The 24,820-nt window shown below is 45.9% G+C and carries 22 protein-coding genes; 8 read left to right on the plus strand and 14 right to left on the minus strand.

Going from position 1 to position 24,820, the window contains the following annotated elements:
• Positions 1-89: 89 nt before the first annotated feature.
• Positions 90-704: a DNA-directed RNA polymerase subunit delta gene (gene rpoE / locus FFM70_RS08600; RefSeq protein ID WP_137616444.1), complete on the minus strand. Its 615-nt coding sequence runs from the start codon at positions 702-704 to the stop codon at positions 90-92.
• 44 nt (positions 705-748) lie between these two features.
• Positions 749-1,189, minus strand: a complete 441-nt coding sequence (locus FFM70_RS08605; protein ID WP_137616445.1) for a YwiB family protein — start codon at positions 1,187-1,189, stop codon at positions 749-751.
• Positions 1,190-1,968: 779 nt separating this feature from the next.
• On the opposite strand from FFM70_RS08605, the gene FFM70_RS08610 reads away from it, so the two are divergent.
• From FFM70_RS08610 to yidA, 3 genes are read left to right on the plus strand one after another with little or no spacing between them, the layout of a single operon-like run.
• A complete protein-coding gene (locus tag FFM70_RS08610; RefSeq protein ID WP_223877463.1) occupies positions 1,969-2,778 on the plus strand; it encodes a lipoate--protein ligase family protein in 810 nt (269 codons plus the stop codon).
• Positions 2,779-2,800: 22 nt separating this feature from the next.
• A complete protein-coding gene (locus FFM70_RS08615; protein WP_137616446.1) occupies positions 2,801-4,147 on the plus strand; it encodes an HD domain-containing protein in 1,347 nt (448 codons plus the stop codon).
• Between the two features lie 18 nt (positions 4,148-4,165).
• A complete protein-coding gene (gene yidA, locus FFM70_RS08620) occupies positions 4,166-4,975 on the plus strand; it encodes a sugar-phosphatase (protein ID WP_137616447.1) in 810 nt (269 codons plus the stop codon).
• 653 nt (positions 4,976-5,628) lie between these two features.
• Here yidA and FFM70_RS08625 read toward each other — a convergent pair.
• The 3 genes from FFM70_RS08625 to FFM70_RS08635 form a co-directional block, all read right to left on the minus strand.
• Positions 5,629-6,570 carry a hypothetical protein gene (locus FFM70_RS08625; RefSeq protein ID WP_223877464.1) on the minus strand — a complete coding sequence of 314 codons (942 nt, stop codon included), beginning with the start codon at positions 6,568-6,570 and terminating at the stop codon, positions 5,629-5,631.
• 126 nt (positions 6,571-6,696) lie between these two features.
• Entirely contained in the window at positions 6,697-7,719 is a 1,023-nt protein-coding gene (locus tag FFM70_RS08630; RefSeq protein WP_137616448.1) for a YdcF family protein, read from the minus strand.
• Positions 7,720-7,844: 125 nt separating this feature from the next.
• Positions 7,845-8,825: a ribose-phosphate diphosphokinase gene (locus FFM70_RS08635; protein ID WP_137607827.1), complete on the minus strand. Its 981-nt coding sequence runs from the start codon at positions 8,823-8,825 to the stop codon at positions 7,845-7,847.
• A gap of 727 nt (positions 8,826-9,552) precedes the next feature.
• Between FFM70_RS08635 and FFM70_RS08640 the strand changes: the two genes are divergently transcribed.
• The 4 genes from FFM70_RS08640 to FFM70_RS08655 all read left to right on the plus strand — a co-directional run bounded on the left by FFM70_RS08640 (position 9,553) and on the right by FFM70_RS08655 (position 13,101).
• On the plus strand, positions 9,553-10,176 hold the full coding sequence (locus FFM70_RS08640) for a LysM peptidoglycan-binding domain-containing protein (RefSeq protein WP_137616449.1): 624 nt from the start codon (positions 9,553-9,555) through the stop codon (positions 10,174-10,176).
• Between the two features lie 87 nt (positions 10,177-10,263).
• On the plus strand, positions 10,264-10,692 hold the full coding sequence (locus FFM70_RS08645) for a nuclear transport factor 2 family protein (RefSeq protein ID WP_137616450.1): 429 nt from the start codon (positions 10,264-10,266) through the stop codon (positions 10,690-10,692).
• Positions 10,693-10,890: 198 nt separating this feature from the next.
• Entirely contained in the window at positions 10,891-12,711 is a 1,821-nt protein-coding gene (locus FFM70_RS08650) for a UvrD-helicase domain-containing protein (protein ID WP_137616451.1), read from the plus strand.
• Positions 12,712-12,852: 141 nt separating this feature from the next.
• The gene (locus tag FFM70_RS08655; RefSeq protein WP_137616452.1) at positions 12,853-13,101 is read left to right on the plus strand and encodes a hypothetical protein; all 249 of its coding nucleotides are present in this window, start codon (positions 12,853-12,855) and stop codon (positions 13,099-13,101) included.
• Positions 13,102-13,110: 9 nt separating this feature from the next.
• On the opposite strand, the gene FFM70_RS08660 is transcribed toward FFM70_RS08655, so the two are convergent.
• Positions 13,111-15,549 (minus strand): flavocytochrome c, encoded by a 2,439-nt coding sequence (locus FFM70_RS08660; RefSeq protein ID WP_137616453.1) that lies wholly within the window; start codon positions 15,547-15,549, stop codon positions 13,111-13,113.
• A complete protein-coding gene (locus FFM70_RS08665; RefSeq protein ID WP_137616454.1) occupies positions 15,549-16,169 on the minus strand; it encodes an NADPH-dependent FMN reductase in 621 nt (206 codons plus the stop codon). The genes FFM70_RS08660 and FFM70_RS08665 overlap by 1 nt, the downstream gene beginning before the upstream one ends.
• A 197-nt stretch (positions 16,170-16,366) precedes the next feature.
• Here FFM70_RS08665 and FFM70_RS08670 point away from each other — a divergent pair, with 197 nt between their 5' ends.
• Positions 16,367-17,320: a LysR family transcriptional regulator gene (locus FFM70_RS08670; protein WP_137616455.1), complete on the plus strand. Its 954-nt coding sequence runs from the start codon at positions 16,367-16,369 to the stop codon at positions 17,318-17,320.
• A gap of 442 nt (positions 17,321-17,762) precedes the next feature.
• Here the strand turns inward: FFM70_RS08670 and glmU are convergent, their stop codons facing one another.
• The 7 genes from glmU to ispE all read right to left on the minus strand — a co-directional run bounded on the left by glmU (position 17,763) and on the right by ispE (position 24,755).
• The gene (glmU, locus tag FFM70_RS08675) at positions 17,763-19,145 is read right to left on the minus strand and encodes a bifunctional UDP-N-acetylglucosamine diphosphorylase/glucosamine-1-phosphate N-acetyltransferase GlmU (RefSeq protein WP_137616456.1); all 1,383 of its coding nucleotides are present in this window, start codon (positions 19,143-19,145) and stop codon (positions 17,763-17,765) included.
• Positions 19,146-19,214: 69 nt separating this feature from the next.
• Complete coding sequence (gene purR / locus FFM70_RS08680; RefSeq protein ID WP_137616457.1) at positions 19,215-20,051, minus strand: pur operon repressor; 837 nt, start codon at positions 20,049-20,051, stop codon at positions 19,215-19,217.
• Between the two features lie 212 nt (positions 20,052-20,263).
• On the minus strand, positions 20,264-21,061 hold the full coding sequence (locus FFM70_RS08685; protein ID WP_137616458.1) for a metal ABC transporter permease: 798 nt from the start codon (positions 21,059-21,061) through the stop codon (positions 20,264-20,266).
• Positions 21,054-21,746, minus strand: coding sequence for a metal ABC transporter ATP-binding protein (locus FFM70_RS08690; RefSeq protein WP_137616459.1), 693 nt, complete (start codon positions 21,744-21,746; stop codon positions 21,054-21,056). Before FFM70_RS08690 ends, FFM70_RS08685 begins: the two co-directional genes overlap by 8 nt.
• Positions 21,747-21,872: 126 nt before the next feature.
• Positions 21,873-22,721 carry a glycosyltransferase family 8 protein gene (locus FFM70_RS08695; RefSeq protein WP_137616460.1) on the minus strand — a complete coding sequence of 283 codons (849 nt, stop codon included), beginning with the start codon at positions 22,719-22,721 and terminating at the stop codon, positions 21,873-21,875.
• Positions 22,722-22,741: 20 nt separating this feature from the next.
• A complete protein-coding gene (locus FFM70_RS08700) occupies positions 22,742-23,686 on the minus strand; it encodes an alpha/beta hydrolase (protein ID WP_137616461.1) in 945 nt (314 codons plus the stop codon).
• A 202-nt stretch (positions 23,687-23,888) separates the two neighbouring features.
• Positions 23,889-24,755: a 4-(cytidine 5'-diphospho)-2-C-methyl-D-erythritol kinase gene (ispE, locus tag FFM70_RS08705; RefSeq protein ID WP_137616462.1), complete on the minus strand. Its 867-nt coding sequence runs from the start codon at positions 24,753-24,755 to the stop codon at positions 23,889-23,891.
• Positions 24,756-24,820 lie beyond the last annotated feature (65 nt).

Here is a 24,820-nt window from a genome sequence, read left to right on the forward strand (position 1 = left end):
TTCGTTTGTCTCTAGTAAAACTACCAGAGAGCCCAATAAAGATAATACAAGTCCATTTGACATTCGTCAAGTTAAATCACAAATGCGTCTTACTTGTTATCGTCTTCGTCGTCATCATCGTAGTCGTCATCGTCATCATCATTTAATTCTGACAATTGACCTTCGATGCCATCTGGTAACGTTTCATCGGCGGCGTCATCATCTGTGTCATCAACACCTGATAATTCATCATACTTGCTACTGCTTTCTGAATCGTCATCATCGTCGGCACTGCTGTCGTCGTCATCTTCATAATTATCGTCGTCTTCAGGATCATCATCATCGTAATCAATAACATCATCGTCATCGCCGGCGTCAGCTAAGAAGGCATTAACCTTCTTCCGCTTTTTACGCTTAGGCCGATCTTCATCCTCTTCATCATCGGTATGAATCACAGCTTCGTCAATGGATTCGAATGGGTACCATGCACGCAGGCCCCACATATTGTCACCGAGCGAAATGAAACTACCATCGATATTTAAATCGGTATAAAATTGTGATAAACGCTCCCGAATTTCTTCGTCGCTTTTACCTAAATAAGTCTGTACAGCGTTGGTAATGTCGGCAAAACCCATGGCATCACCGTGTTGCGCCAAGATTGCGTGGGCAACCTCGATTAAAGATAATTCGGACTTTTTCTGTCCATCAAATTGTTTTAGTTCCAAACTGGTGCACGTCCTTTCCACAGTTTACAGTACATCTTACCAAATTAAGCCGTGAATTGCAATCGCAACTTGTATTGACCAATTAGTTGATCACCAGCATATAATTCATAATCAATATTGACGGCCCCGGAGAAAGGCCGTTCCCGTAGTCGGACTTGTAACAATGGCGTTACGGTCTCAACGGGTAAAACGCCCATGGGGGTCTGATAGCGCGCTTGAATCCGTTTGCCATTTGAAAAATGTAGACGCAGCCGATTCTCCGCGCTACGGGTCAACACGACGTCGCCGTTGGCAGCCAGCTTGATAGTCACGGGAATTGGGTCGGTCGCGGCATCGCTCACTTCTTTATATCGTAAATAAAAGGCATCGCCCATTTGCACTAATTGACCATCCACGTCTAACGCATAGTTAGCGGTGTCGCCATCTTGGGTCGCTTGGGTTTCCAAATGAATGGCAACTGGCACGCCCGTTGTTAAATCATCCATAATTTTGAGTCCTCCTAATTAATCCATCATTAACACAAGTCAAGCGTTCAAGTTTGCCGCCTGCCGGGTGCCAGCTTTTAGGGCTGGAACGTGGTGGACACGTTTTCGAGCCATAGTTCGGTCTCGAAAGCCGGTCTTTTACTAAGTTGCTGGGCAAGACCCACCCACCAACTAAGCAAAATTTTACCACTGAGCCCTAAAAGCTGGCACCCTCTCGGCTAAAATAGTTGTTCAATTCGACGCATCATTACTTCAGAATTTCACTCAGCCCAATAATTAACTTTCTAATGTTATGAATTCTCAATCAAAATATCAGTCATTTAATTCGAACCAAGTTAATAACAGCAAACTTAGCCACAATCACCGAACTGAAACAGCTGTCTGACAAGTACCAACACTGCCATCCTCATAAAAAATGATAACTAAAACAAGAATATCATTTTTTTATCCGTCACAAATTTAGCCGTGAGGTCAGCGTGTTTTAGGGCTCAGTGGTGAAATTTGACTTAGCTGGTGGTGATTTTCCAGCGGCTTAGTCAACCGCCGGCTTTCGAGACCGCATTTTGGCTCGAAAACGGCGCACCACGTTCCAGCCCTAATACACGCTGACCGGAAGGCGGAAATAGAACACTAACCTGACCTGTGTTATCTCGGTATTAATTATAAGCCATCTCATCAAAAATGCCTAAAAATCCACCTAAACCGGCAATTAAGCTGTGACTGTAAGGGATTTCGGGTATAATTAATGATTGAAACCGATATTATGAGGTGATCAAGATTTGACGCAAGCAACGATTGCAACCTTAACCCAACATTACCAACCTGAAGAAATGCTCGATAGCTTTGCCTACATGAACGCGTTGTTGTGGCTGACTAGCGAACGCCAGCAACCCATCGTGCACTACTGGCAGCTACCTCAAACCGTGATCCTGGGCCTACTCGACCAACGTTTGCCACAACTCGATCGCGGTTTAGCGACCCTAAAACAGGCCGGTTATCAGACCTTACTGCGAAACTCGGGCGGTCTGGCGGTTGTGGCCGACTTAGGGGTGCTGAACGTTTCCTTATTTTTACCCGCACACCGTAGCGACTACTCAATTACCGAAGCTTACCAACTCATGACCGATTATGTCCGCGCAGCTTGGCCTAGCTTAAAAATTGACACTGGTGAAATCAGTCAGTCCTACTGCCCTGGTGATTACGATTTGAGTATTGGCGGTCAAAAAATCGCCGGTATGTCACAACGCCGAACTGAAACGGCGCTAGTCATCATGCTATACATTAGTATTAATGGCAATCAAACACAGCGCAGTCAGCTCATCCGCCAATTTTATACGGCCAGTTTAGCCGGTCAAATTGACGACCGTTTCCCACAAGTTGATCCGACCGTCATGACGACAGTCGCCGAGAAACTGGGCAAGGTCATTACCGTCAACGCAGCCATTGAACGGTTCAATACCGTCTTAGCACAACATGGCGACGTTGATCAGCAGCAACTGCCTAAATTAATCGAAGAACCCGAATTTCAAGCCCACTTGGCGCACGCCTATCGTCAAATGCAGCGACGCCAAGCACGGCTAAATCATTAACTGATTGAACGGAGGAATTCATTTGTCATACCGTAACCAACTTTTGCCCATGGAAAAGGTCTTTCGCGACCCCGTCCATGACTATGTCTATATTCAACATCAAATCATTTTGGATTTAATCAATACGTCTGAATTTCAACGTTTACGTCGTATCAAACAATTAGGCACCACTTCACTGACTTTCCATGGCGCTGAACATTCTCGCTTCGGCCATTGTTTAGGTGTCTATGAAGTGACCCGGCGCATTTGTGATAATTTTGAGCGCAATTATCCCACCAAGACACCGGGTGACGGCGGTTGGGATGATCATGAACGCATCGTCGCTTTGTGTGCGGCACTATTACACGATATTGGCCATGGCCCCTATTCACACACATTTGAGCACATTTTCCATACCGATCATGAAGCCATCACTGTTCAGATTCTGACGTCACCAGAAACGGAAGTCAACCAAGTTTTACGCCGCGTTTCGCCAGAATTTCCCGGTGAAGTAGCCGCTGTCATTCAGAAGACTTATCCAAATCCCCAAGTAGTGCAGATGATCTCCAGTCAAATTGACGCGGATCGCATGGATTACTTGCTGCGTGATTCTTATTTCACGGGGACCAATTATGGTAATTTCGACTTGACCCGAATCTTGCGGGTGATGAAACCGTATCAAGGCGGCATCACGTTCGCCATGGAAGGCATGCATGCCGTTGAAGACTACATTGTTAGCCGCTTTCAAATGTACATGCAAGTTTATTTCCATCCAGTTTCACGTTCCATGGAAGTTATCTTGGATCACTTATTGGAACGCGCAAACGACCTCTACCAAAGCCAAGATGTGGATGCTGAGGCCACGCCGCACATGCTGTTACCATTTTTCAATAATGACTTTACGTTGCAAGACTACCTACGTTTAGATGACGGTGTGCTAAATACGTACTTTAATCATTGGCGCGATAGTAAGGATCAAGTCCTAGCCGACCTCGCGACCCGTTTCTTGGACCGGCGACCACTAAAGTCCGCGCGTATCGATGAACAAACCAAGGCCTTAGTCCCAAGTTTGCAAAAATTAATTGAACGGGCCGGCTTTAACAGTCACTACTATACGGATATTAACGATAGCTACGATTTGCCTTACGATGCTTATGATCCAAAAATGAAAAAGCCGCGGACTCAAATTGAACTCATGCAAGAAGATGGCTCACTCGTCGAATTATCCACGGTCAGCGATCTGGTCCGCGCCATTACCGGGAAAGTTTCCGGTGATCGCCGCTTCTTCTTCCCGAAAGAAATGCTCAGCCGTACCGCTGAAGTCGATTTGTTCGACCCAATTTATCAAGCATTTCAACAACACATTCAAAATGATCGTTTAATTAGCTAATTATTTGGAGGAATTCTAATGTCAGTCAAACTCATTGCCATTGATATGGATGGCACGTTGCTCAACGAACACAGCGAACTTAATCCAGCTACGATTGCAGCTGTCCATGCCGCACAGGCGCAAGGCATCAAAGTCGTCTTATGTACTGGTCGACCACTCAACGGCGTCAACCCATTCATCAAACAACTCGGCCTGACCGGGGACGATGAATACGTGATTACCTTTAACGGCGCGATGGCGCAAACTGTTGAAGGCCGCATCATCACGACCCTCACCATCACGCATGACGACTATATCGATATCGAAGCCTTGAGTCGCAAGCTCGGTGTGCATTGCCATGTTGAAAGTGAAGACCACATCTATACCGCCAATGCCGACATCAGTCCTTACACAGTCGGTGAAAGTGCTTTGGTTCAAATGCCGATTCGCTACCGCAGCCCTAACGCAATGCCCGCCGACTTGCCAATCGTTAAATGTATGTTCATTGATACACCTGACGTACTCGGCCCGGCCATCAAAAAAGTGCCCGCTGAATTTCATGATCGTTATTACATCGTCCAGTCGGAACCCTATTTCTTAGAATTAATGAACAAACAAGCCAGCAAAGGTCGGACGTTAAAAGTTCTCGCGGAACGTCTCAACTTAACTCCCGACGAAGTCATGGCGATTGGTGATCAAGGCAACGATCTTAGCATGATTGACTACGCCACTAACAGTGTTGCGATGGGCAATGCGATTCCGGAAGTTAAAGCACGTGCTAAATATGAAACTAAGACCAACATTGAAGATGGCGTCGCTCACGCCATCAACACTTGGGCCTTAGCCTAAACAAGCTCAACAATTACTGAAACATCAATTATGGCACCCGTTGCTAAAATCGACGGGTGCCATAATTTTGCTTATTTAAAATTGTAAGTTGAAAATTGCCGCTTCCGGTTGTTGCCGATAGCTAGTCAACTGTTTTCATTAATTAGTCAGTTGTTCAAATTTAGCTAAACCAATCAGGATTAGCGTGCAGGACCGTACTTGAGGCTTGCACTGAACCCATAGCACACCGATTCTAACTAACGGGAACGCTGAGCAACATGAAGCCATTCAGGGCATAACCAGCACCGGTGTTAGTAACTTCACGACAGTTTCGACGCTTTATTAGACTTCATCAACAGGTGCTTTGGTCGTCCAAGACAACTGTATAGCCGGAGATTGCCGCTGATTGCATCGGACGTGTTGGTGGCGTTGGGGCGGCGGTTTATTGCCGGCCTTACCCCACGGACGGTCCGGGACAATTGCGAGTTTGGCAACTGTTCCGGGCGAGGGTCAAGACGCTTTTCAGGCTTGACCCGGTCCCACGACCACATGCAATCAGTGGCAACCGGAGGCGGAAAAAGCCAATTTTAGTCACTAAAACGCGCGCCAATGACTCATTTTATCGAGTTCATTGGCGCGCGTTTTTAATCTAATTTCAATTGTTGCACGGTACGCTATTTAAACACACCAGTCACGCTATCTTGCCTAGTCACCTGACCACTCACCGGATAATAACGGTAAACATCCGTCAAATTTGTATCGGTTTCGGCCGGATCACTGTTATGCAAAACATCGATCTGATAATAATCAGTGGTCTGCTTCACGATATTAAACTGATCAGTCTTCGTAAAGGTCACGCCAGCGGCTGCTTGGAATCCATCGAGAACATCCTGTGTCGTTTGAGCGCTACTGCTACTCGTTGAGCTATTTGCCGAACTCGTCGCCGTCCCACTAGAACTACTTTCACTCGCTGACGACGAAGCACTACTACTGCTCGTTGAACTCGTGGCCACTGAAGCACTGCTAGACGAACTGACAACGGTTGAGCTATCACTACCCGAACTCGTCGACTGCGACGCTTCATAGTTCATGATTGCTTGCTTCATTGCCAACGTCTTTTTCTGCAAGGCTTTAATCACTGGATGCACCGGATCAATTTGATCTAACTTATCAATATTAGTCTTGGCCGCTGCTAACTCGTGCACGCTTAATTCATCGCGCGCCGCATTATAGTAGTTATTTGCCAATTTGACTTGCTGATACTGATGTTGGAGCGTCGAACGGACCTTGAGGAAACTGGCATCGTTCGTCTCGTGATAATTTTCGAGCGTATTAAAATAAGGCTTGGCTAAACTTAATTCATTTTTAGCTAAAGCATCTGCTGCTTTCTGATAATGATCCAAACCCGTTGCTAAGTTTGTCACGCTTGCATCCGGATTTTTGACTGTCGCTAATGTTTCAATGGCGGCAGTGATTTTTTGATGCGAAATTTGTTGATCGGCTTTAGTCAAAACCGCCGCAGTGCTACTGGTGGCTGTCGTTGAAGCAGAACTACTCCCAACTGAACCGCCAGTGAATTTCGCACAACCCGATAAGGTAATCAAACTGAATAACATCACCACTATCATCCTGAGAGGTATACGTTGTGCTCGCTTCACGGCAAATCCCTCCTTTTAAAACTGCATCCATTATACCATTAACCACCATCAAGCGACTTATTTAACCGAGGGCCATCAGTTTATTTAAATTAGGTTAACTAACTTGGCAACATAAATCAGACTCAAACCGACGACCACTGCCAAATTGGACCAACGAAAGAGCAAAATCAACGCCAAATACTCCCGAAACATCGCAAATGGTAAATAGTACCACGGCGTTCGCGCACCCGTGCCATAAATCGGCAAGCCTAATTGCCGTGCAAAAATATTCGCACGTAACACATGATAGTCACTCGTAACCATCGCTGCGTGATAAAAGACATGCCGTTTCACGATTAAGCCATGCGAAAATTTTAAATTTTCAATCGTCGATGTCGAGCGATTTTCTTCCTGAATGACGTCACGTGGGATACCCAACGCGACCAAATACTGCCGCATCGACGTGCTTTCAGGCATCACTTCATCGGCCCCTTGACCCCCAGAAACCACAATTGTAATTTCATGATGGTCTTTAGCGCGCTGCTTTCGATACAGCGCCGCCGCTGCCTTGAGCCGATAACTCAAAGTTCGAGTAGGCCGGCCATCTGGCATTAAACCCGCACCAAGCACGATGATGTCCGTCAACGGTACCCGCCGACCCCAGCGCGTCGTAACGCAAGCAACTAAGTACGCCAAAAAGCTAAACGCAAAATATGCGGTCAACAAAATAGCTAACCCTAACAATTGCCATAACCAGCGTCGTTGCCAATAAATGGCATTAGCTGCCGACAAACCCAACATTCCAATCATTAAGAGGCCAACGATTGCCAACAAACTGTAGTGTAGATGCCAGCCTTCCTTATGAATCAAACGATAGCTATAACGGACGAAGCTGATAGCGACGATGAGCACAATTAATGGCATCAACCCATACGCCACAACTTTCAATCCCACAATGATAAATTGCCATAATGGGCTAGCCTGTTCACTCACTTGCCGATAAGTTGATAACGCTAGCCCAATTCCGGCCAGTATCATAAAATGCCCAGTTAACCAACGCCGCCGATCCGTCCATTGCAGTGTCACAGCGATGGCCAAAGCGATACTACCCCAATAAAACCAATTCATGTGTCCCACCTTCTTTGACTTCCTAATTCATTGTACCTAAAAGTGCCTCGAGTTGCAGAAATCCCGTTTAACAAAAAAAGTCGCCAAGTTGGTTGAACCCAACTTGACGGCAATCTAGTGTTAGTCTAGTTTTCTTCGTTGTGGAAACGATTCTTGAATAATGGACTAACTGGTTTGTTTTCATGGATGAACTTAATGGCTTGACCCATTAATTGCCCAACTGAAACTTGCACGATCTTATCGATTTGCTTTTCAGCTGGTAATTCGATGGAATCTGTCACGATCAATTGCTTGATTGGTGACTTTTCGATTCGTTCAATGGCTGGACCAGATAAAACTGGATGAGTACAGCTTGCATAAACATCCGTTGCCCCAGCATCCATCAAGGCTTGTGCGCCCAAGGTAATGGTCCCGGCAGTATCAATCATATCATCGATCATGATGGCACGTTTGCCCTTCACATCCCCGATAATATTCATGACTTCCGCAACATTGGCCCGTGGCCGACGCTTGTCGATGATGGCAATTGGTGCCTTTAAGAATTCAGCTAACTTACGGGCACGTGTGACCCCACCATGATCTGGTGAAACGACGACCGCATTTTCAGCTAAATGATGGGTGATGAAGTAGTCAGCTAACAGTGGCGCGCCCATTAAATGATCCAATGGGATGTCGAAGAAACCTTGAATTTGAGCGGCATGCAAATCAAGCGCCAAAATCCGTGTTGCACCGGCTGTTTCAAGCATGTTAGCAACTAACTTAGCGGTAATTGGTTCCCGTGAACGAGCTTTCCGGTCTTGCCGGGCATACCCATAATAAGGGATGACCACGTTGATCGTCTTAGCACTAGCTCGCCGTAACGCATCAATCATAATCAACAATTCCATTAGGTTATCATTAACAGGAGCAGAAGTTGATTGAATGATGTACACTTGGTCACCACGAATACTCTCCTCAATGTTAATGCGAATTTCGCCATCACTAAAGCGATCAACTGATGTCTTACCTAATTTAACACCAACGGCCTCAGCAATCTTTTCTGCCAATGGTTTATTTGAATTCAAAGCAAAAATCTTTAACTTTGGATCAAAATACTGTTCTGACATAATTTCCTCCATTCGAAATTTATTACATATAAATAATATGCATTTTGAGGGTGAAAAGCAAGCCCCCTCGACGGTTATAAATTGCGTCAGACTAGGCTGGAGGCGGGTATTTAGCGTTTTTGACGGGCATATTACTATAATATTAAAGTTTCGTGAGGTCGATTTGTAAGAAATATCGGTCTGACGGGCTTTTACATGGTAGCGCTAACTAAATCAGGTTTCACTGGCCGGCCCAACCCACTTCATGGTCAAAGATCGACTGATTGTACATGGCGAACTTTGTTAGTTCAGCTTATCAACGTCCCATGCTAATCACCACTGTCTCAGCAGTCAGATTATGAAAGGTCACCGCAATATCAACGTTCTCCGACATTATGTTGTTCCAAGAAACAATTAACTCAGGTCATTATCCCACCAAATTTCGCTAAAATTCTCGCGCGTTATCCCACCCTTTCCGTAATATAAAAGCTAGTCAATTTGCATCCCGTTAAGAAACGACCAACTTACAGTTCACAGCTAACCAGTCATTTTTAATCTGACAGCCGCAGTATTACAGCTATTTCAATGCTTTAACAAGCAGGTCATTTCCTCGGCAAATTTTAAAGAAACTGACATTTACTTGTAACAGCCATCCGTTAGACTCGGAGGCGTTGATTAAGAAGGCACTGACACTTTAGGCACACGTTTGATACTAATCGATTAACGCACACTATAGGAGTGACTAAATTTGAAAAAATCTATCCGTACGATCTTAACCGCCTCAGCCGTAACCATGGGCTTATTATTCGCCGGCGCAGAAACCGCCGATGCCGCCACGACTTATACGGTCAAAGCTGGTGACTGTGTTTGGGCCATCGCGCAACATTATGGTAGTAGCATCGATGCCATTGAAACAACCAATCATATTCATGGTCACTTGATCTTGCCTGGGCAACAACTTTCAATTCCTGGCACCAATGATCAATCTACTAGTCAAACAACTACGACCAGCGCCGTAACTACTGCGCCATCGACCAACACCCAGTCAGCAACGGCACCAAGCACGACAACTACGACGACGCCAGCCCCAGCCGCACCGGCAACCACCACGACTAATGAGTCAAGTTACACCGGTGGCAATTTGCAAAGCTATGTTCTTGGTCAAATGGCCGCTCGAACGGGTGTTTCAGCTGGGACCTGGAATCACATCATCACCCGTGAATCCAACTGGCAACCGCATGTCCGCAACAGTAGTAGTGGTGCTTACGGCTTGTTCCAAAACATGCATATTAGTGGCGGTTCCGTCGAAGAACAAGTGGACGCCGCAGTGAACCTTTACCGGGTCCAAGGCATGCAAGCTTGGGCATTTTAGTCTGATTCAATTCTCCCTCTTGACTGTAACGTTACGGTACCCTTTATAGTGAAACCATAACGTTGGATTCAAGCAAAGGAGATTAATATGAAAACAGAAAATGACGCACTAACTGAAAAAATTATCAATTTGGAAAAAGGGGCCTTGGATAAGTGGTTCAAGGGAGATACTTCAGGCTACCTAGACATTTGGTCAAAAGACAACTTTTCTTACTTCGACAGCTTTAAGGCAGAACGGATCGATGATTATAACCAGATTAAACAATTCGTCTTGGCAAATGTTGAAGGCAAGCTGTTCGCAGATAACTATAACTTCAAAACCCCTCGCGTCCAAGCCAGCGAAGACATGGCCGTTTTGACCTACCAACTATTTGCAGACACGTCTCTAAATGAGATGCGTTACAACTGTATCGAAGTCTATCAACGGGAAAATAATGATTGGAAAGTTATCCACTCTACTTGGTCGGTTATTCGCCCAATGGACATGACCTTTGAACCACACAAAACGCTCGTTTAATCGATCATACTGTCACTCAAAATTTTCCTAAAAATAAAGCACATTGCCGACTGTGGCAGTGTGCTTTTTAGGTCATTATTTAAGTTTGGAAGTGGTCACTGACCCTTTCCTCATAGTTATTATACCATGCTCATCAAAGCAAAAACAGACTGGTCATTTGCTAAGAAGCGCGTAAACTAGAGGCTCGGAGGTGGCCAAATGACTCAATCAGCAGCGCAACATTTACAACAACTTTACCAACAGTTAAGTCGTGATATTCCCACACTTACTAAGCAACTGGCCGACCTTGGACAAACGGCCCGTAACGTTAAACGTGAGCTGGGCACCGATGGTCATTTAGATTTGGGCACTTATAGTGAGACCTTAGATACTTTTGCCAGCATCGAAACCAACAACCGCCAAATCGACACCCTTAATGCTCGTGCCCAAACGGCCGCAACTCGACTAGCACATGCGAAATTGCTCTTACCACAAGCTTATTTCGCCAAAATCAATTTGGCTTATGACGGTGACGACGCGGAAGACTTTTATCTTGGTAAAGTCGGTTATGTGGATGCCGCTGGCAATGACTTAGTTTACGATTGGCGTGCGCCGGTCGCCGCCGTGTACTACGCCAACCGCAATGGTGCAACCAGCTATCAAGCTAATGGCCGCACCATCCCAGTCACGGTCAGCCAACGCCAACAGTTTGTCATCGACCATGATCACTTAGAACAAGTTGTTGACGCCCAGGCAGCCATTGGCGATCCACTGCTGCTTGCTGTTTTAGCTAGCAATCGCAGTGGCGGTTTACAAGAGATCACGGCCACCATCCAGCAAGAACAAAATGCAATTATTCGTGAAAACGACCATGCTGTTGTCCTGGTCGACGGGGTCGCAGGTAGTGGCAAAACGTCAGTCCTTTTACAGCGTGTTGCCTACCTACTGTACCAACATCGTCATGACTGGACTCCAGCCGACATTTTAATTATCACACCTAGCATTGCCTTTAGCCGTTATATTCGCGGCGTGTTACCGGCACTGGGTGAAGCCGAGCCGCTTAGTACCACTTATCCCAAATTAGTCGCAGCTTTAGGACGCCGATTTGGGTTAGAAATCACCACGCTCGCTGACAATCATCTGCCAGCTTTAGCCGACCTAATTCAAGCACCACAGCCAAACGTCCCAGCTGGGTTAAATGGTCAGGCCTACGCGCAGACTAGTGAGCAAGCCAACTTCATCACCCGGATGCAACATGCTTGGCGCTGGTTACAAGCTACCAATCAAACCCCAGATGATGTCAGTCAGTGGTTAGATTGGCCGTCACTCGCTAAAAGTTGGGGGTTACCAACCTTAACGCCTTACGACCAACTCTACTTATTGGTTCAGATTACGGGCCACACACAGACGACTACGGCCGCCCTATTCGTTGATGAAGCACAAGATTATGACGCCGACGTTTGGCTATTACTCGCTGCCATCTTCAAAAAGTCTCAACTTACCATTGTTGGCGATCACCACCAACGTTTGGTCGGCGTGGGTCCAAAAATTGACACTTTTTTCAAGGCCAACCAGACGATCAACTTAAAATTAAGGACAAGTTACCGCGCTACCGGCGCCATTACCAGCTACTTTTCACAATTTGCTGGTGATTGGTCAACTGCGATCCAAGCAGTTCAACCACTTGGCACGCCACCAACTAGGTTATCGACCACCGATTGGTCAGCCCTACAATCTGAGTTGACAGTGCCAGCGAGGCAAAGTTTAGCCTTGATTACGCCCACGACGGCTGAAGCCAGTCAATTAGCCAAACAATTTTCAAGTGCACACTTGATTACCGCCAATGATCACCAAACCGTTCAACCCGGCCTGAATATTTTGGTGCTCACTGTCGCGAAAGGGTTAGAATTTGATCAAGTCATCATCACCGGGTGGCAAAGTGACTTCTACACGGATGCTGATTCTGGTCAAAACAGACGTTACGTTGCGGCTTCGCGTGGCACTAAAAAATTAACGCTAATTGATAACGACCTGCTTTAACTACCATAAATTCAACAATAGTTATGCTTAATAAGTGTCAGAATAGTTTCTGTCAGTTAAGCACAATCCTGATTGTTATCTTCATTTCAGCAACAACTGCCTCAATCGACTGAAACACTAAATAGCCGGAGGTTGCCGTGGATGGCATCGGTCGTGTTGGTGGCGTTTGGTCGACGAATTTTGTCGGCCTTACGCCACGGACCGGCCGGGACAATTGCCGGCTTGGCAACTGTTCCGGGCGAGGGCCAAGACGTTTCTCAGGCTTGGACCGGTCCCACGACCGCATGTCATCCGCGGCAACCGGAGGCGGCAAAAAGCAACTATAACAAAGAACCAGCAACAGTTTGCAAAACAAGGCAAGCTGTCGCTGGTTCTTTGTCGTTATCCTAAATTTACAGTTTAAAATTCAGCCACTGTTAATTCATCTGCTAAAGCACTCGCTGCTGCGATCCGGCCAAAGGTAAAGATATCCGCTAAGGAATTCCCGCCTAAACGATTCCCGGCATGAATCCCACCGGCAACTTCACCGGCCGCATATAAGCCGTCAATCGCCTGACCCGCGTCATTGAGAACGTGTGCACCAGTATCGATCTTCAAGCCACCCATCGTATGATGTGTCGCTGGTTTCCGCGGCGTTGCATAAAATGGGGCAACGGCAACTTTCAAGTCAAACGCATTCTTATGGAATTCAGGATCTTCCCCCGCATCGACATAAGAATTGTAATCATTGACCGTCTTCGTCAAGACTGCTGGATCCATATTTAACTGTTTAGCCAAATCAGCTATCGTATCCGCTCTAAACAAAGTCCCGGCCGCGACTTGTTGGTCAATCTTAGCTTGTGACGTATTGTAGGCAGTCGCCTTGATGGCATCATCCGCAATCAAATAGAACAGACTGCCGTTATCGATCGCCGCTTGGGTCAACTCATCACGGCTACCGTATTCATTCACAAACCGTTTTCCGGCTTGATTGACCATCACATAGTTCTGTGGTGGCACTTGTAACCCACTAAAGAGTTCACCGGTATCTGGATCAGAGACTGGCATCATTTGTGAGAAGCCCATGCCGACTAAATCAGCACCGACACTCGTCCCCAAACGAATCCCATCCCCCGTCATCGCCGGCGAGTTGGTCGTTTGAATATCATCGTCAATGGCCGTCCAGTACGTATTATACTTTTGTAACATCTTCGTATTGGCCGCAAAACCACCAGAAGCTAAAATAACTGCCTTAGCATGAACGACTACTTTTTCATGTTTTGGTCCTTCAGCAATTAAACCATCCACTTTGCCGTCAGTCGTTGTTAAGGACTTGACTGTTGTTTCAGTCATGATCCGACCACCATGCTTAGTCACAAATGGTTGTAACGCTTTGATATAGGCAAATCCAAGATCACCCATTGGTTTGTGACCCCGACGCCAAATCGCCCCAACTGGCATCGTGACTTGTGATTTATCAAAATCGACGCCAATTTTTTCAAGCCATTTAACCGATTCCAACGCATGATCCGTCAAAACTTTAACCAAATCATATTGACCATAAATCTTATGACCATTCAGATCTGTCCGCTTGCCACCTAAATAAGTTTGAATCCGGTGTAACAAGGTCGAATCAAATAAATAGCCCCGTTGATCGGCATTTTCAGTTAAATAAGCGTTGATCTGCGTCTTCAAAGCACGAAAGTCTGGCAAGTAGTCGGAATCAATCGTTTCTTCATCAATTTCTGTAATTTCTTTTAAGGTGTGTTTTTCACCAGGAATAGCGTCAAATTGATGCTGCCAATCTGGATCAGCCGCATTCATCGGGCCACCAGCACGAACCGTATTACCCCCAACTGCTGGGAATTTTTCCAGTACGAGCACATTACGACCAGCTTGCAATACTTTGGCCGCTGCGGTTAAACCAGCACCACCGGCACCAACAACGACAACATCCGTACTAATATCCGTCACACTCGTTTGAGGGGTTGCCGTCGCTTGACGCCGTTTCTTCAAATCATCTGGATTAGCACCAGCTTGTTTAACGGCTTGAGCCACCCCGTTGATCACACCATGACTCGTGATTGAGGCCCCAGAAATCGCATCGACCGCCAACGTCTGACCGTCAATGATTTCTTGTGGGATCCGTTTAAAGGCCACATCCGCAATCCCTTTCGTTTCCGCGGAAGTATCAATTTTAATCGATTCAATTCGGTCGTCGGAAAGGGTCACAGACATCGGTAAATCACCATTATGTCCAGTTGCCGTTACATCGTAAGTCCCTGGCTGATACTTCACGGCAGTTGGGACAGCCATCGCGTTAACAATGTCTGTAAATTTCATAAATTTAGCAAAGCAACTGTCCAAGAAATCAATCGTGCCGGCTGCCTTGAGCTGACCATCCGCATCAAAAGCGGTCTGTGCCCGACCCAATAAGAATTCAGAACCAGGCATCACACTTGCATTGACGCCGGGTGCGTCGAGCACTTGGCGTAAATGTAACTGGGCCCGCGACGACCCTTGAACGCTGTAAGACGCCCCAACGATCATCACTGGTTTGCCGTCTAGTGGATGTAATTTGAAAGATAACCATTCGATAATGCTCTTCAAGGCTGAAGGAATAGAATGATTGTGCTCAGGAGTGGCAATAATAACGCCATCCGCAGCTTCAATTTTTTGCACAAATTCTTGAATAACGGGACCTTCCGACTGGTCATCCGATTCATCAAACATCGGAACCGCGGCTAAGTCCAAGATTTCAATTTCAGCTTTGTCCGCAAAATGGGTTTGCATAAAGGTCAATAGTTGACGGTTGTATGATTTTTTAGCATTTGTCCCAGCAATTCCAATAAATTTCATTAGATATCCCTCCCATTCGCAACTTGGCTCCACGAAAATTGTTGATTTTTCTCAACAAACTTATTCGCCGGCGTAATTTTAGCCGTTAAATCTACAAATGCCATAAAGGCAGTAAAATCGTCATCTAATTCGGCCGCTTTAGTCGCATCCTTCAAATTGCCAGCTTCGTCGAAAGCTTGTAGAGAATGGCCTAATAAATATTCGACGTTCGGCATGACCAATGCTTTTAATTCGGGAGCTTCCAAAATTTGACGTAAATGAGCTTGTGCCCGCGACGTCCCTAATGACCCATTCGAAGCGCCAACAATCATGACCGGCTTGCTAATTAACGGTCGGGTCGTGTATGAAAGCCATTCAATTGCACTCTTTAAAACTGCGGGAATCGAATGATCATATTCCGGTGTCGCAAAAATGACCCCATCTGCCGCCACAATTTGGTCAGACAACGCTTGAACTGGCGCTGGTGCCGTCCGGTCTTCTGGTTCGTTAAAAGCGGGTAACCCAGCAATTTCTGCGATTTCAATCGTCGCTTGCTTCGCAAAGTGCTGTTGCATGTATTGCAATAGTTGGCGATTCGTCGAGTTAGTCGCGTTCGTGCCGACAATTCCTACTAATTTCATCAGTGAACATCCTCTCAAGATAGTGATTATTTGTTAATATCGTCATTGTTTACTTATGATATAGGATCGTATTTGTGCCATAATGACACTAACTATCCGATTAACGTTTAGTTTAAGGGACAATTAGAGCTTTGTGAAATATTTATTTAACTATGACTTCATAACAAAATAACTATCATGATTGGAGGTCCAGCCTGATGTCCAAAACGGACTCAACGAATTTGTTACAGTTTATCGACGTCTTATTGAAACATGGCAATTTTACGCGGGCAGCCAAAGACCTGTATATCTCGCAGCCCTATCTCACACAGACCATTAAAAGTGTTGAAGCAGAACTAGGCGTCACCATTATCGATCGTGACGCCTCACCATTAAAACTCACGCCTGCTGGTCGACTTTACTACCAATACTTAACGACTTTGGAAAATCAAAAGGATCAATTCCGCCAACAGTTACATCAATTCACCATTCCGGCGCACCAGACGATTCGACTCGGCATCTTGTCTAGCTTGGGATATTATTTATTGCCATTAGTCATCCCGAGTTACACCCAAGTGCATCCTGATGTCAAAATTGCTTTAACGGAAGATATCTCGGAACGTAATGAACAGCGCCTGCTGCATGGCGAGTTAGACTTTCTCATCGGTCAGAATCCCGAGACCGTTGCCCCTGGGTTGACGGTACACGAACGTGGTAAAGATGGCTATTACGCGGTTATTCCACAAACGTCGAAGTTTTATCAGCCACACCAAGCCTACATCAACCCAGGTACCCTCGACATCGAAGCGTTGCTACACGAAAAGTTGGTGTTGTCGCCACGCGGTTCTTCGATTCGGCGGCAAGTTGATTATTTACTCCAAAAGTATCATGTGAACCCAGAAATCGTGGTTGAAAGCACCAATACTTTCACAATTGCCAAACTAGCCGAAAAAGGGGTCGGCATCACGTTCTTACCAGACAGTGTCTATGTTCAGCCAGATGGTGAAGCCTACAATCTCTATCCGTTACCAGCCAGCTTGTTGTCGCTGAATTACTTCATCGCTTTCGCCAGCACGCACCAATTAAGTCAAAATGAACAAGATTTCATCACCATTTTCCTAACAAATCTTGAATCCAGTCTGGCGGAGATTGCCTCGCTGTCACCTGAATAGTAGCCAATTATAATTACGGACGTTTGGTGCTAGTTGATTTAACTTGTCACTCTGGTTGGTCCAGCATTTTAGGAACCAACCGGCAGGCGGCAATTTCAACTAGCATCAAGCATAATAACGGGTATTCGAGGAATTTGCTACCGTCGTCATCACTCACAACTTTGACCAAACCTCCAAATTAGCCGGAGGTTGCCGCGGATGGCATCGGTCATGAAGGTGGCGTTTGGCTGGCTGATTTTATGCCGGCCTTACGCCACGGACCGGCCGGGACAATTGCGGGTTTGGCAACTGTTCCGGGCGAGGGGGCAGACCGCTTCTCAGACTGACCCCGGTCCCACGACCGCATGCCATCCGCGGCAACCGGAGGCGGAAATCTCAGCGTAACTAAAAAATCCCAATCGGAAGCCTCAACAGCTCTGATTGGGATTTTAATTAACTTATCTTACATGTTTTCTGGTTCATGAGGAACGCGTTTCCAAAAGTCCGGCTTGTTAGTCTGCCGTGCTCTGGCAATCCCCATTTCGTGGAACTTGATATCATCGGTAATCGTTGAACCAGCAGCAATGAAGGAATGATCCGACACTTCAACTGGCGCAATGATATTAGAGTTGCTACCAACAAAGGCTGAGTCCCCAACGTTCGTATGATGCTTGTTCACACCATCGTAGTTGACGAAAACGACCCCACAACCAACGTTGATATCTTTACCCAAGGTGGCGTCCCCAACGTAGGTCAAATGACCAACTTTGGTCCGGTCACCGATTTGGGCTTTCTTCACTTCCACAAAGTTACCTAAGTGAACGTGCTTGCCAATTTCAGCTTGTGGCCGTAAGTGGCTGTATGGGCCGATATTGCTATCTGAATGCATAATTGAGTCTTCCAAGAATGATGAAGTGACCGTGACCCGGTCCTCAATCGTCATGTCATGAATTTCAGAATGTGCACCAATAAAGCAATCTTCACCAATCGTCGTGTGACCTTTAATCAACACGCCGGGTTCGATAATCGTATCGGCACCAATCTTAACACCCGCATCAATATATGTGTCTTCAGGGTTAATGATTGAAACCCCATCCGCCATGTGCGCTTCATTGATCCGTTTTTGCATGACTTTAGTCGCTTGGGCTAACGCTGAACGCGTGTTTACCCCCATGGATTCGTCAAAGTCAGCCATCCGATAAGCAGCCACAATGTCGCCTTGATCCTTCATGATCTGGATGACATCCGTCAAATAATACTCGCCTTGCGCGTTGTCATTGGTAACTTGATGTAAGGCTGCAAAGAGCTTTTTGTTATCGAAGCAATAAACACCCGTATTAATTTCATGGATGTCTTGTTCTTCTTTTGTGGCATCTTTTTGTTCCACGATTTTTTCAACGATACCCAAATGATTACGAACCACCCGGCCGTAACCTTGAGGATCTGGCGCTTCAGACGTTAAGACCGTCCCCGCCGCTTTTTTAGCTTGATGATATTCAAATAATTCTTGGAACGTTTCGGCACGGAATAATGGCGTATCGCCACTAACGATCAGCGTCATCCCGTCTTCATCCTTCAAGAGCGGTTCAGCTTGTAAAATCGCGTGCCCTGTCCCTAATTGTTCCGTTTGGACCGCATATTTGGTCCGGTCGCCTAAGGCCGCTTCCACGTCCTTAGCACCATGGCCCACAATGGTCACGATATTATCCATTTTAGTGGCCTCAACTTGGGTCAACACGTGGTCGACCATTGATTTGCCACAAACTTGATGTAGTACTTTGACTAACTTGGATTTCATTCGGGTCCCTTTACCAGCGGCCATAATGATTGCGTTTTTGGTTGTCATTACAAAATTACTCCTTAGTCTTCAGATAACTTAATCATACCAAAAAATTGGTATGGTTAACATGGCGACTTAAACTTCCGCGCCAAAAACTGTTTCTAGATAGTTCCCTGGCACGACTTTAATCGCTTTCTCGCTATCGTTGACATTGGTCACCCGTAACAGAGAGGTATAATCGTCAATCAATCGGTTACCACTAAAGGCAGCTTCCGCAAAGACGGTGATGCCAATCAAGTTGGCGTCGAATTCTTCAATCAAGGTCTTCATCCCGTTGATTGTGCCGCCACCCTTCATAAAGTCATCGACAATCAAGACGTTGGCGCCTTCTGTCAGACTACGTTTGGAGAGTTCCATTTTCTTGATCCGTTCTGAAGAACCGGACACGTAATTCACGCTAACGGTCGAGCCTTCGGTAATTTTAGAATCATTGCGGACAATGACAAACGGCACATTCAAATAAGTTGCGACACTTTGGGCAATCGGAATCCCCTTCGTGGCAACGGTCATCACTGCATCGATTTTTTGGTTCAAGTATTGCGTGGCAATCACCCGACCCACTTGGCGTAAAATCTCTGGTTGGCCTAAAATATCTGAAAGATAAATGTAGCCCCCAGGTAAGACCCGGCTCTTGTCGGCCACTTTATCCGTCATTTCATCGATAAATTCTTGGGCTTCTTCCTTTAAAATATAAGGAATAAAGCGCGCCCCACCAGCTGCACCTGGAATCGTTTCCAAAATCCCAGTTCCCCGCATTTGGAAGGTCCGCTTCAAAATCGTTAAATCTTCACTAATGGAAGATTTGGCCGATTCATAGCGCTTCGCAAAAAACGTTAGTGAAACTAACGTGTGCGGTCTTTCTAATAAATAGCGCGTCATATCGATTAAACGTTCGCTTCTACGTACTTTCATGTTTCCACCTCAACCTAAATCATCATTTTTAAAGTCTATGCAAAATGATAACACAAACGTTCGGAAATTAGGTAGACTTTTAGTACATTTTTACGAAACAATCGGAATTTCTTAATAATATTGCGCAAATGATGAAAATATCACTGATATTCCACGGAATTTGAGAACAATAAAAGCACTAATCGAATTTGATTAGTGCTTGATATATCAATTTAGCTTCCAACTCGTAGCCGTTGAAACCCAAGTGCGGCTAAATAGAAGAGGCATTCGATCGACGCAATGAAGAAACTGACCGGTAAATTGGTCACGTAGCTCAGATATAACCCTAACCAAACCCCAACTAGGGCAAATGCAATCGATAACCCAATCATTTTACTAACGGTATGGACAAAGTACCGTGCGGCAGCTGCTGGTAAGGTCAATAGGATAAAGATTAATAACGACCCAACGATTTGCGCCGCCACACTGACACTCATCGCCACCAAGACTAAGAAAACAACTGAAATGCCAGTCGTCCATAACCCACTGACTTTGGCGCCAATCGCATCAAAGGAGTCAAACTTCAACGGCCGATATAGCCCTAACATCACTAGTAACACGATGCCAGACAACACGGCCACGCGAATGACATCCGCATGAGCAATCCCAATCACACTCCCAAACAAAATGCTGGTCGCATAACTCGACGTTTGATTTGATAAGGACAAGAATAGAATTCCTAAACCAATAAATAACGCTGAAATGGCCGAAATCGAAGCCTCACGCCGCGACTGTTTGACACTCATTTGACCGACAATCACGGAACTGACCACCGTAAAAATCAACATCCCGGTCAATGCCGTCCAGCCCATGAAAATCCCAAAAGCGGCACCGGCAAAGCCAATTTCTGACAACGTATGCGTCAAGAAAGAAAGATTACGCGCAATCACAAAGACACCGATTGTCCCACAGATGATGGCAATGAAGGTCCCCGCTAAATACGCATTTTGCATAAACGCTAAACTAAACATTAGTGACCTCCTTCAACTGAGCGACGGTCATATCGGCCATCTCACCGAAGCTTTGCTGCCCTGGACGCAATGCCAAGTAATGTTTCGCATACTGTTTGGCTAATGGCAAATCATGGGTCACAAAGAAGACCGTAATGTTGCTAGTCTGGTTCAAGTTTTGAACCAAATCTAGTAGTTCGTATTTCATTTCATTATCTAAACTGGCCGTTGATTCATCTAAAATCAACAATTGTGGCTGTTGCACGATGGCTTGGGCTAAATACGCCCGTTGCTTTTCACCGCCAGAAGCCATTCCCAGTTGACGTTGCTTGATTTTTTTCACATTGGTCACCGCCATCGCTGTTTGAACTTGGCGATGTTCCGCCTTCGTCAGCCACGGTAGCCAGCCACGAATGTTTAAACCAACAAAATCTTCTACCGTTAACGGATACTCTTGATCCAAATTGCGGAATTGCGGCACATAGCCGATTTTAATCGCCTTACGATTAGGATAAAAGTTGATTGCACCCGCAGATGGCTTGACTAAGCCCAATAACGCACGAATCAAGGTCGTTTTACCGACCCCATTTTCACCAATGACCGTTAAAAAGTCACCTTGTTCAATTTTGAAATTCAAATCCTTGAAAACCTGATTGTTGGGAAAACTGATTCCCAGATGCTGGACGGCAATTAAGGGTTCCGTCATATGTCTGCCCCCATCTCTCTCAAATAAAGTAAATAGTAATGATTACTATTTTAGTTTACCGGAAATGTCTTATTTGTCAATAGGCCAGCAAAAAACGCGTTCCAAAATTGGCACGCGTCAACGAACTTATTCAGTTACCGGGGCTAAATTAGCCACCCAGCGGTTTAATTGTTGTTGATAATTTAAAAATAGCCCAGTAAACTTACCATCACTCTTCGGGTCCCATGGTTTCGGGGTTCCACAATAATGTAGGATGACCGTCTGGGCCATGACCCAATGAATATCATGTTCAGTCAGCGTTCGAGTTTGGTAAACCAAATACTTGCGCGTGTCATAATTCCAAATTTCTTCGGGAATTTCTAAAATATCATTTCCGTACAAGAAATTCAAAATATCTTGATCCGGCAAAATCAGGGTCGCACTGTATTTTTCAATCGCGGCCGTGATGTCCGACAGTTTAATTTTGGTACGAGCTTGTGCGACGTCAATGACTAAGACGCCAGAATTAAAGTAACTCGTTGTTGTCCCTAAACGTAGCTGATTCACATTATCGACGAGCTTAGTCACGCCACGATGCGCGGCCGCTGCCAACATTTTTCCTTGAAAATCCAATTCCCACAGTGGCCGTAACGCGTTGATCACTAAAATATCAGGATCTAAATAAATCACCCGTTGCACATCTGCAGGTAAAATTTGCCCACACAATAAGCGGAAATACATCTCTTGGGGATAGCGCTCAATCAGTGGTGTCTGATCCGTAAAGGCCGCAGTCACATGTTCATTATGCAACTGCCAGCCAAAAGCATCCGTCAACTGCTGCACTTCCGCAACTTGTGCCTCGGTCATGCTGGCATGTACGAGCCAGATACTGAACGTCTCCGTGGGATTATTAGCATGTAACGACCACAACATCACCTTCAACGGCGGCAAATAGCCCGCATTCAAAGTGACCAAAATATTAATTTCATCAGCCATGTTCTGACACCTCAATTAACTTATTTTAAGCCAGCCTGTTCGGTCAAAAATTCATTTACCACTGCTTGATACCGGTCTGGGTGGGTTCGAATCGCTTGAACATGTTGCGCTTCGGGGTCAATGTAGAGCCCCTTTTGTTGCGATAATTGGTCATATAATCGATGGGCATTACGCACGGGTACTGTTTGGTCGCGGCCGCCGTGGATCAACAAAATTGGCAACCCACTCGCTTCGACTTGCTGTAAGATGCGCCCGTCCGTAAACGCGTAACCGGCACTGCCGCGCGCAATCTGATTCGCCATCGGCATAATTGGATATGCTGGCAAATGATATTTATGTGTCAGCCGAAACTTCGCTTCATCATAGAGGTCAGCGTAGCCGCTATCTTCCACAATTGCTTTGACATTTTCTGGCAAGGGCTCACCACTCGTCGCCATGACAGTCGCCGCCCCCATTGAGATGCCCATCAACACAATGTCAATATCATCGCCCAATTCGTTCAAGGCCAAGGCAATCCAACGTTCATAATCCAGCCGATCTAACCAGCCATAGCCAATCGTATGACCATCACTATCACCGAACGCCCGGGCATCTGGCATCAACACGTCGTAGCCCAAGCTCATAAAAATCCGCGCGTAGGGAATCATTTGCTCACGCGAATGGCCCAAGCCGTGCGCTAAGATCGCTAGTCGGCCCATTGTATGGGGGTTAGGAATATAAGTCGCAACTAGGTTCAAGCCATCAAACGTTTGGATGAGCCACTCCTGTTTCGGTTGCTTCGTATACCAAAAGTTTTCAATTTCCGTATTCTCGGCTTGCGATAGCGTTTGACCATGACGCTTTTGTTCATCGCTCACATGCATCGCAAAATTATACGCCACCATGCCACCGAGCAATGAACCGGCAGTCGTTGCCGCGCTAACGACACCTGCTAGTTTCAGTCCCATTCTAGTTGTCGATTTCATCGTAACCACCTCATTTCTCTCTTAATTTAAACATAAATCCGCTTACTTGTGCATAATTTACCATTAATCTTAAAGATTAGTTGGCTTTCTTGCTAGTCCTCATAAACTCAGCTGCCACTAAAAACAGGGCCTCAGAATTTTTAAAATTCCAAGGTCCTGTTTTTCTGAGACTATTTTTAATAGTGGCACGCTAAACTGACTCCTATTTATCTGCCAAATTAACTGGCCGGACTAAATAGACTTCCTTACAAAAACCCTTGAGTGAATTGCAAACCCGTTGCGCACGTGACTGTTTTCGACAAACACCAAAAACAGTTGGTCCCGTGCCACTCATTTGCGCCGCATCGGCACCAAAAGTCAGTAATTGTTGTTTAATCTGAGTAATTTCTGGATAACGTTTCGCCGTAATCGTTTCGAGCACGTTGCCCATATTGGGAAAGATCTCGTTCGGTTGACCAGCTTCAATGCCTGCCAAGAGACCGTCAATATTCGGATGGGCCGTCAGCTGCCGATAATCGACTTGTCGCAAAATATTCGGCGTGGAAACACTGATTTTAGGCTTCGCTAGCACGATCCACATCGGCGGCAGCTTGGGTAAGGGTCGAACCAATTCACCTTTACCGGTCACATGGGCGGTTTGACTATACACACAATAAGGCACATCCGAATCGATCTTTAGCCCCAACTTCGCTAAGGTCACTAAATCCAAATTCAGTTCCCATAGACGATTTAGCCCGCGTAAGACCGCGGCAGCATCCGAAGAACCGCCACCTAAACCGGCTGCAACTGGAATAGCTTTTTTGATTTTAATCCGCACACCACTGTGAATATGATATTGCCGCTTTAATAAACTGACTGCCTGAAAAGCCAAATTACGCCGATCGTTGGGCAGAAAGCCACTATCGGTCGCCACTTCGATCCGATTTGTCCGCAACGTTTCAATCTGAACGTAGTCGGCTAAATCGACCGAAGTCATCACCATATTCCACTCTTTATCCCCGTTTTGATGTTCAAACAGGGTATCCAGCCCTAAGTTTATTTTGGCTGGCGCTTTTTCCACGATCTGCACGCGTCTCACCCTCTTTTATGACCGCGATGTCTTGGGTCTTTTTAACTTTGACTATAATTATACTA

Source organism: Lactiplantibacillus nangangensis, from assembly GCF_005405065.1.
Classification (GTDB): Bacteria; Bacillota; Bacilli; order Lactobacillales; family Lactobacillaceae; genus Lactiplantibacillus; species Lactiplantibacillus nangangensis.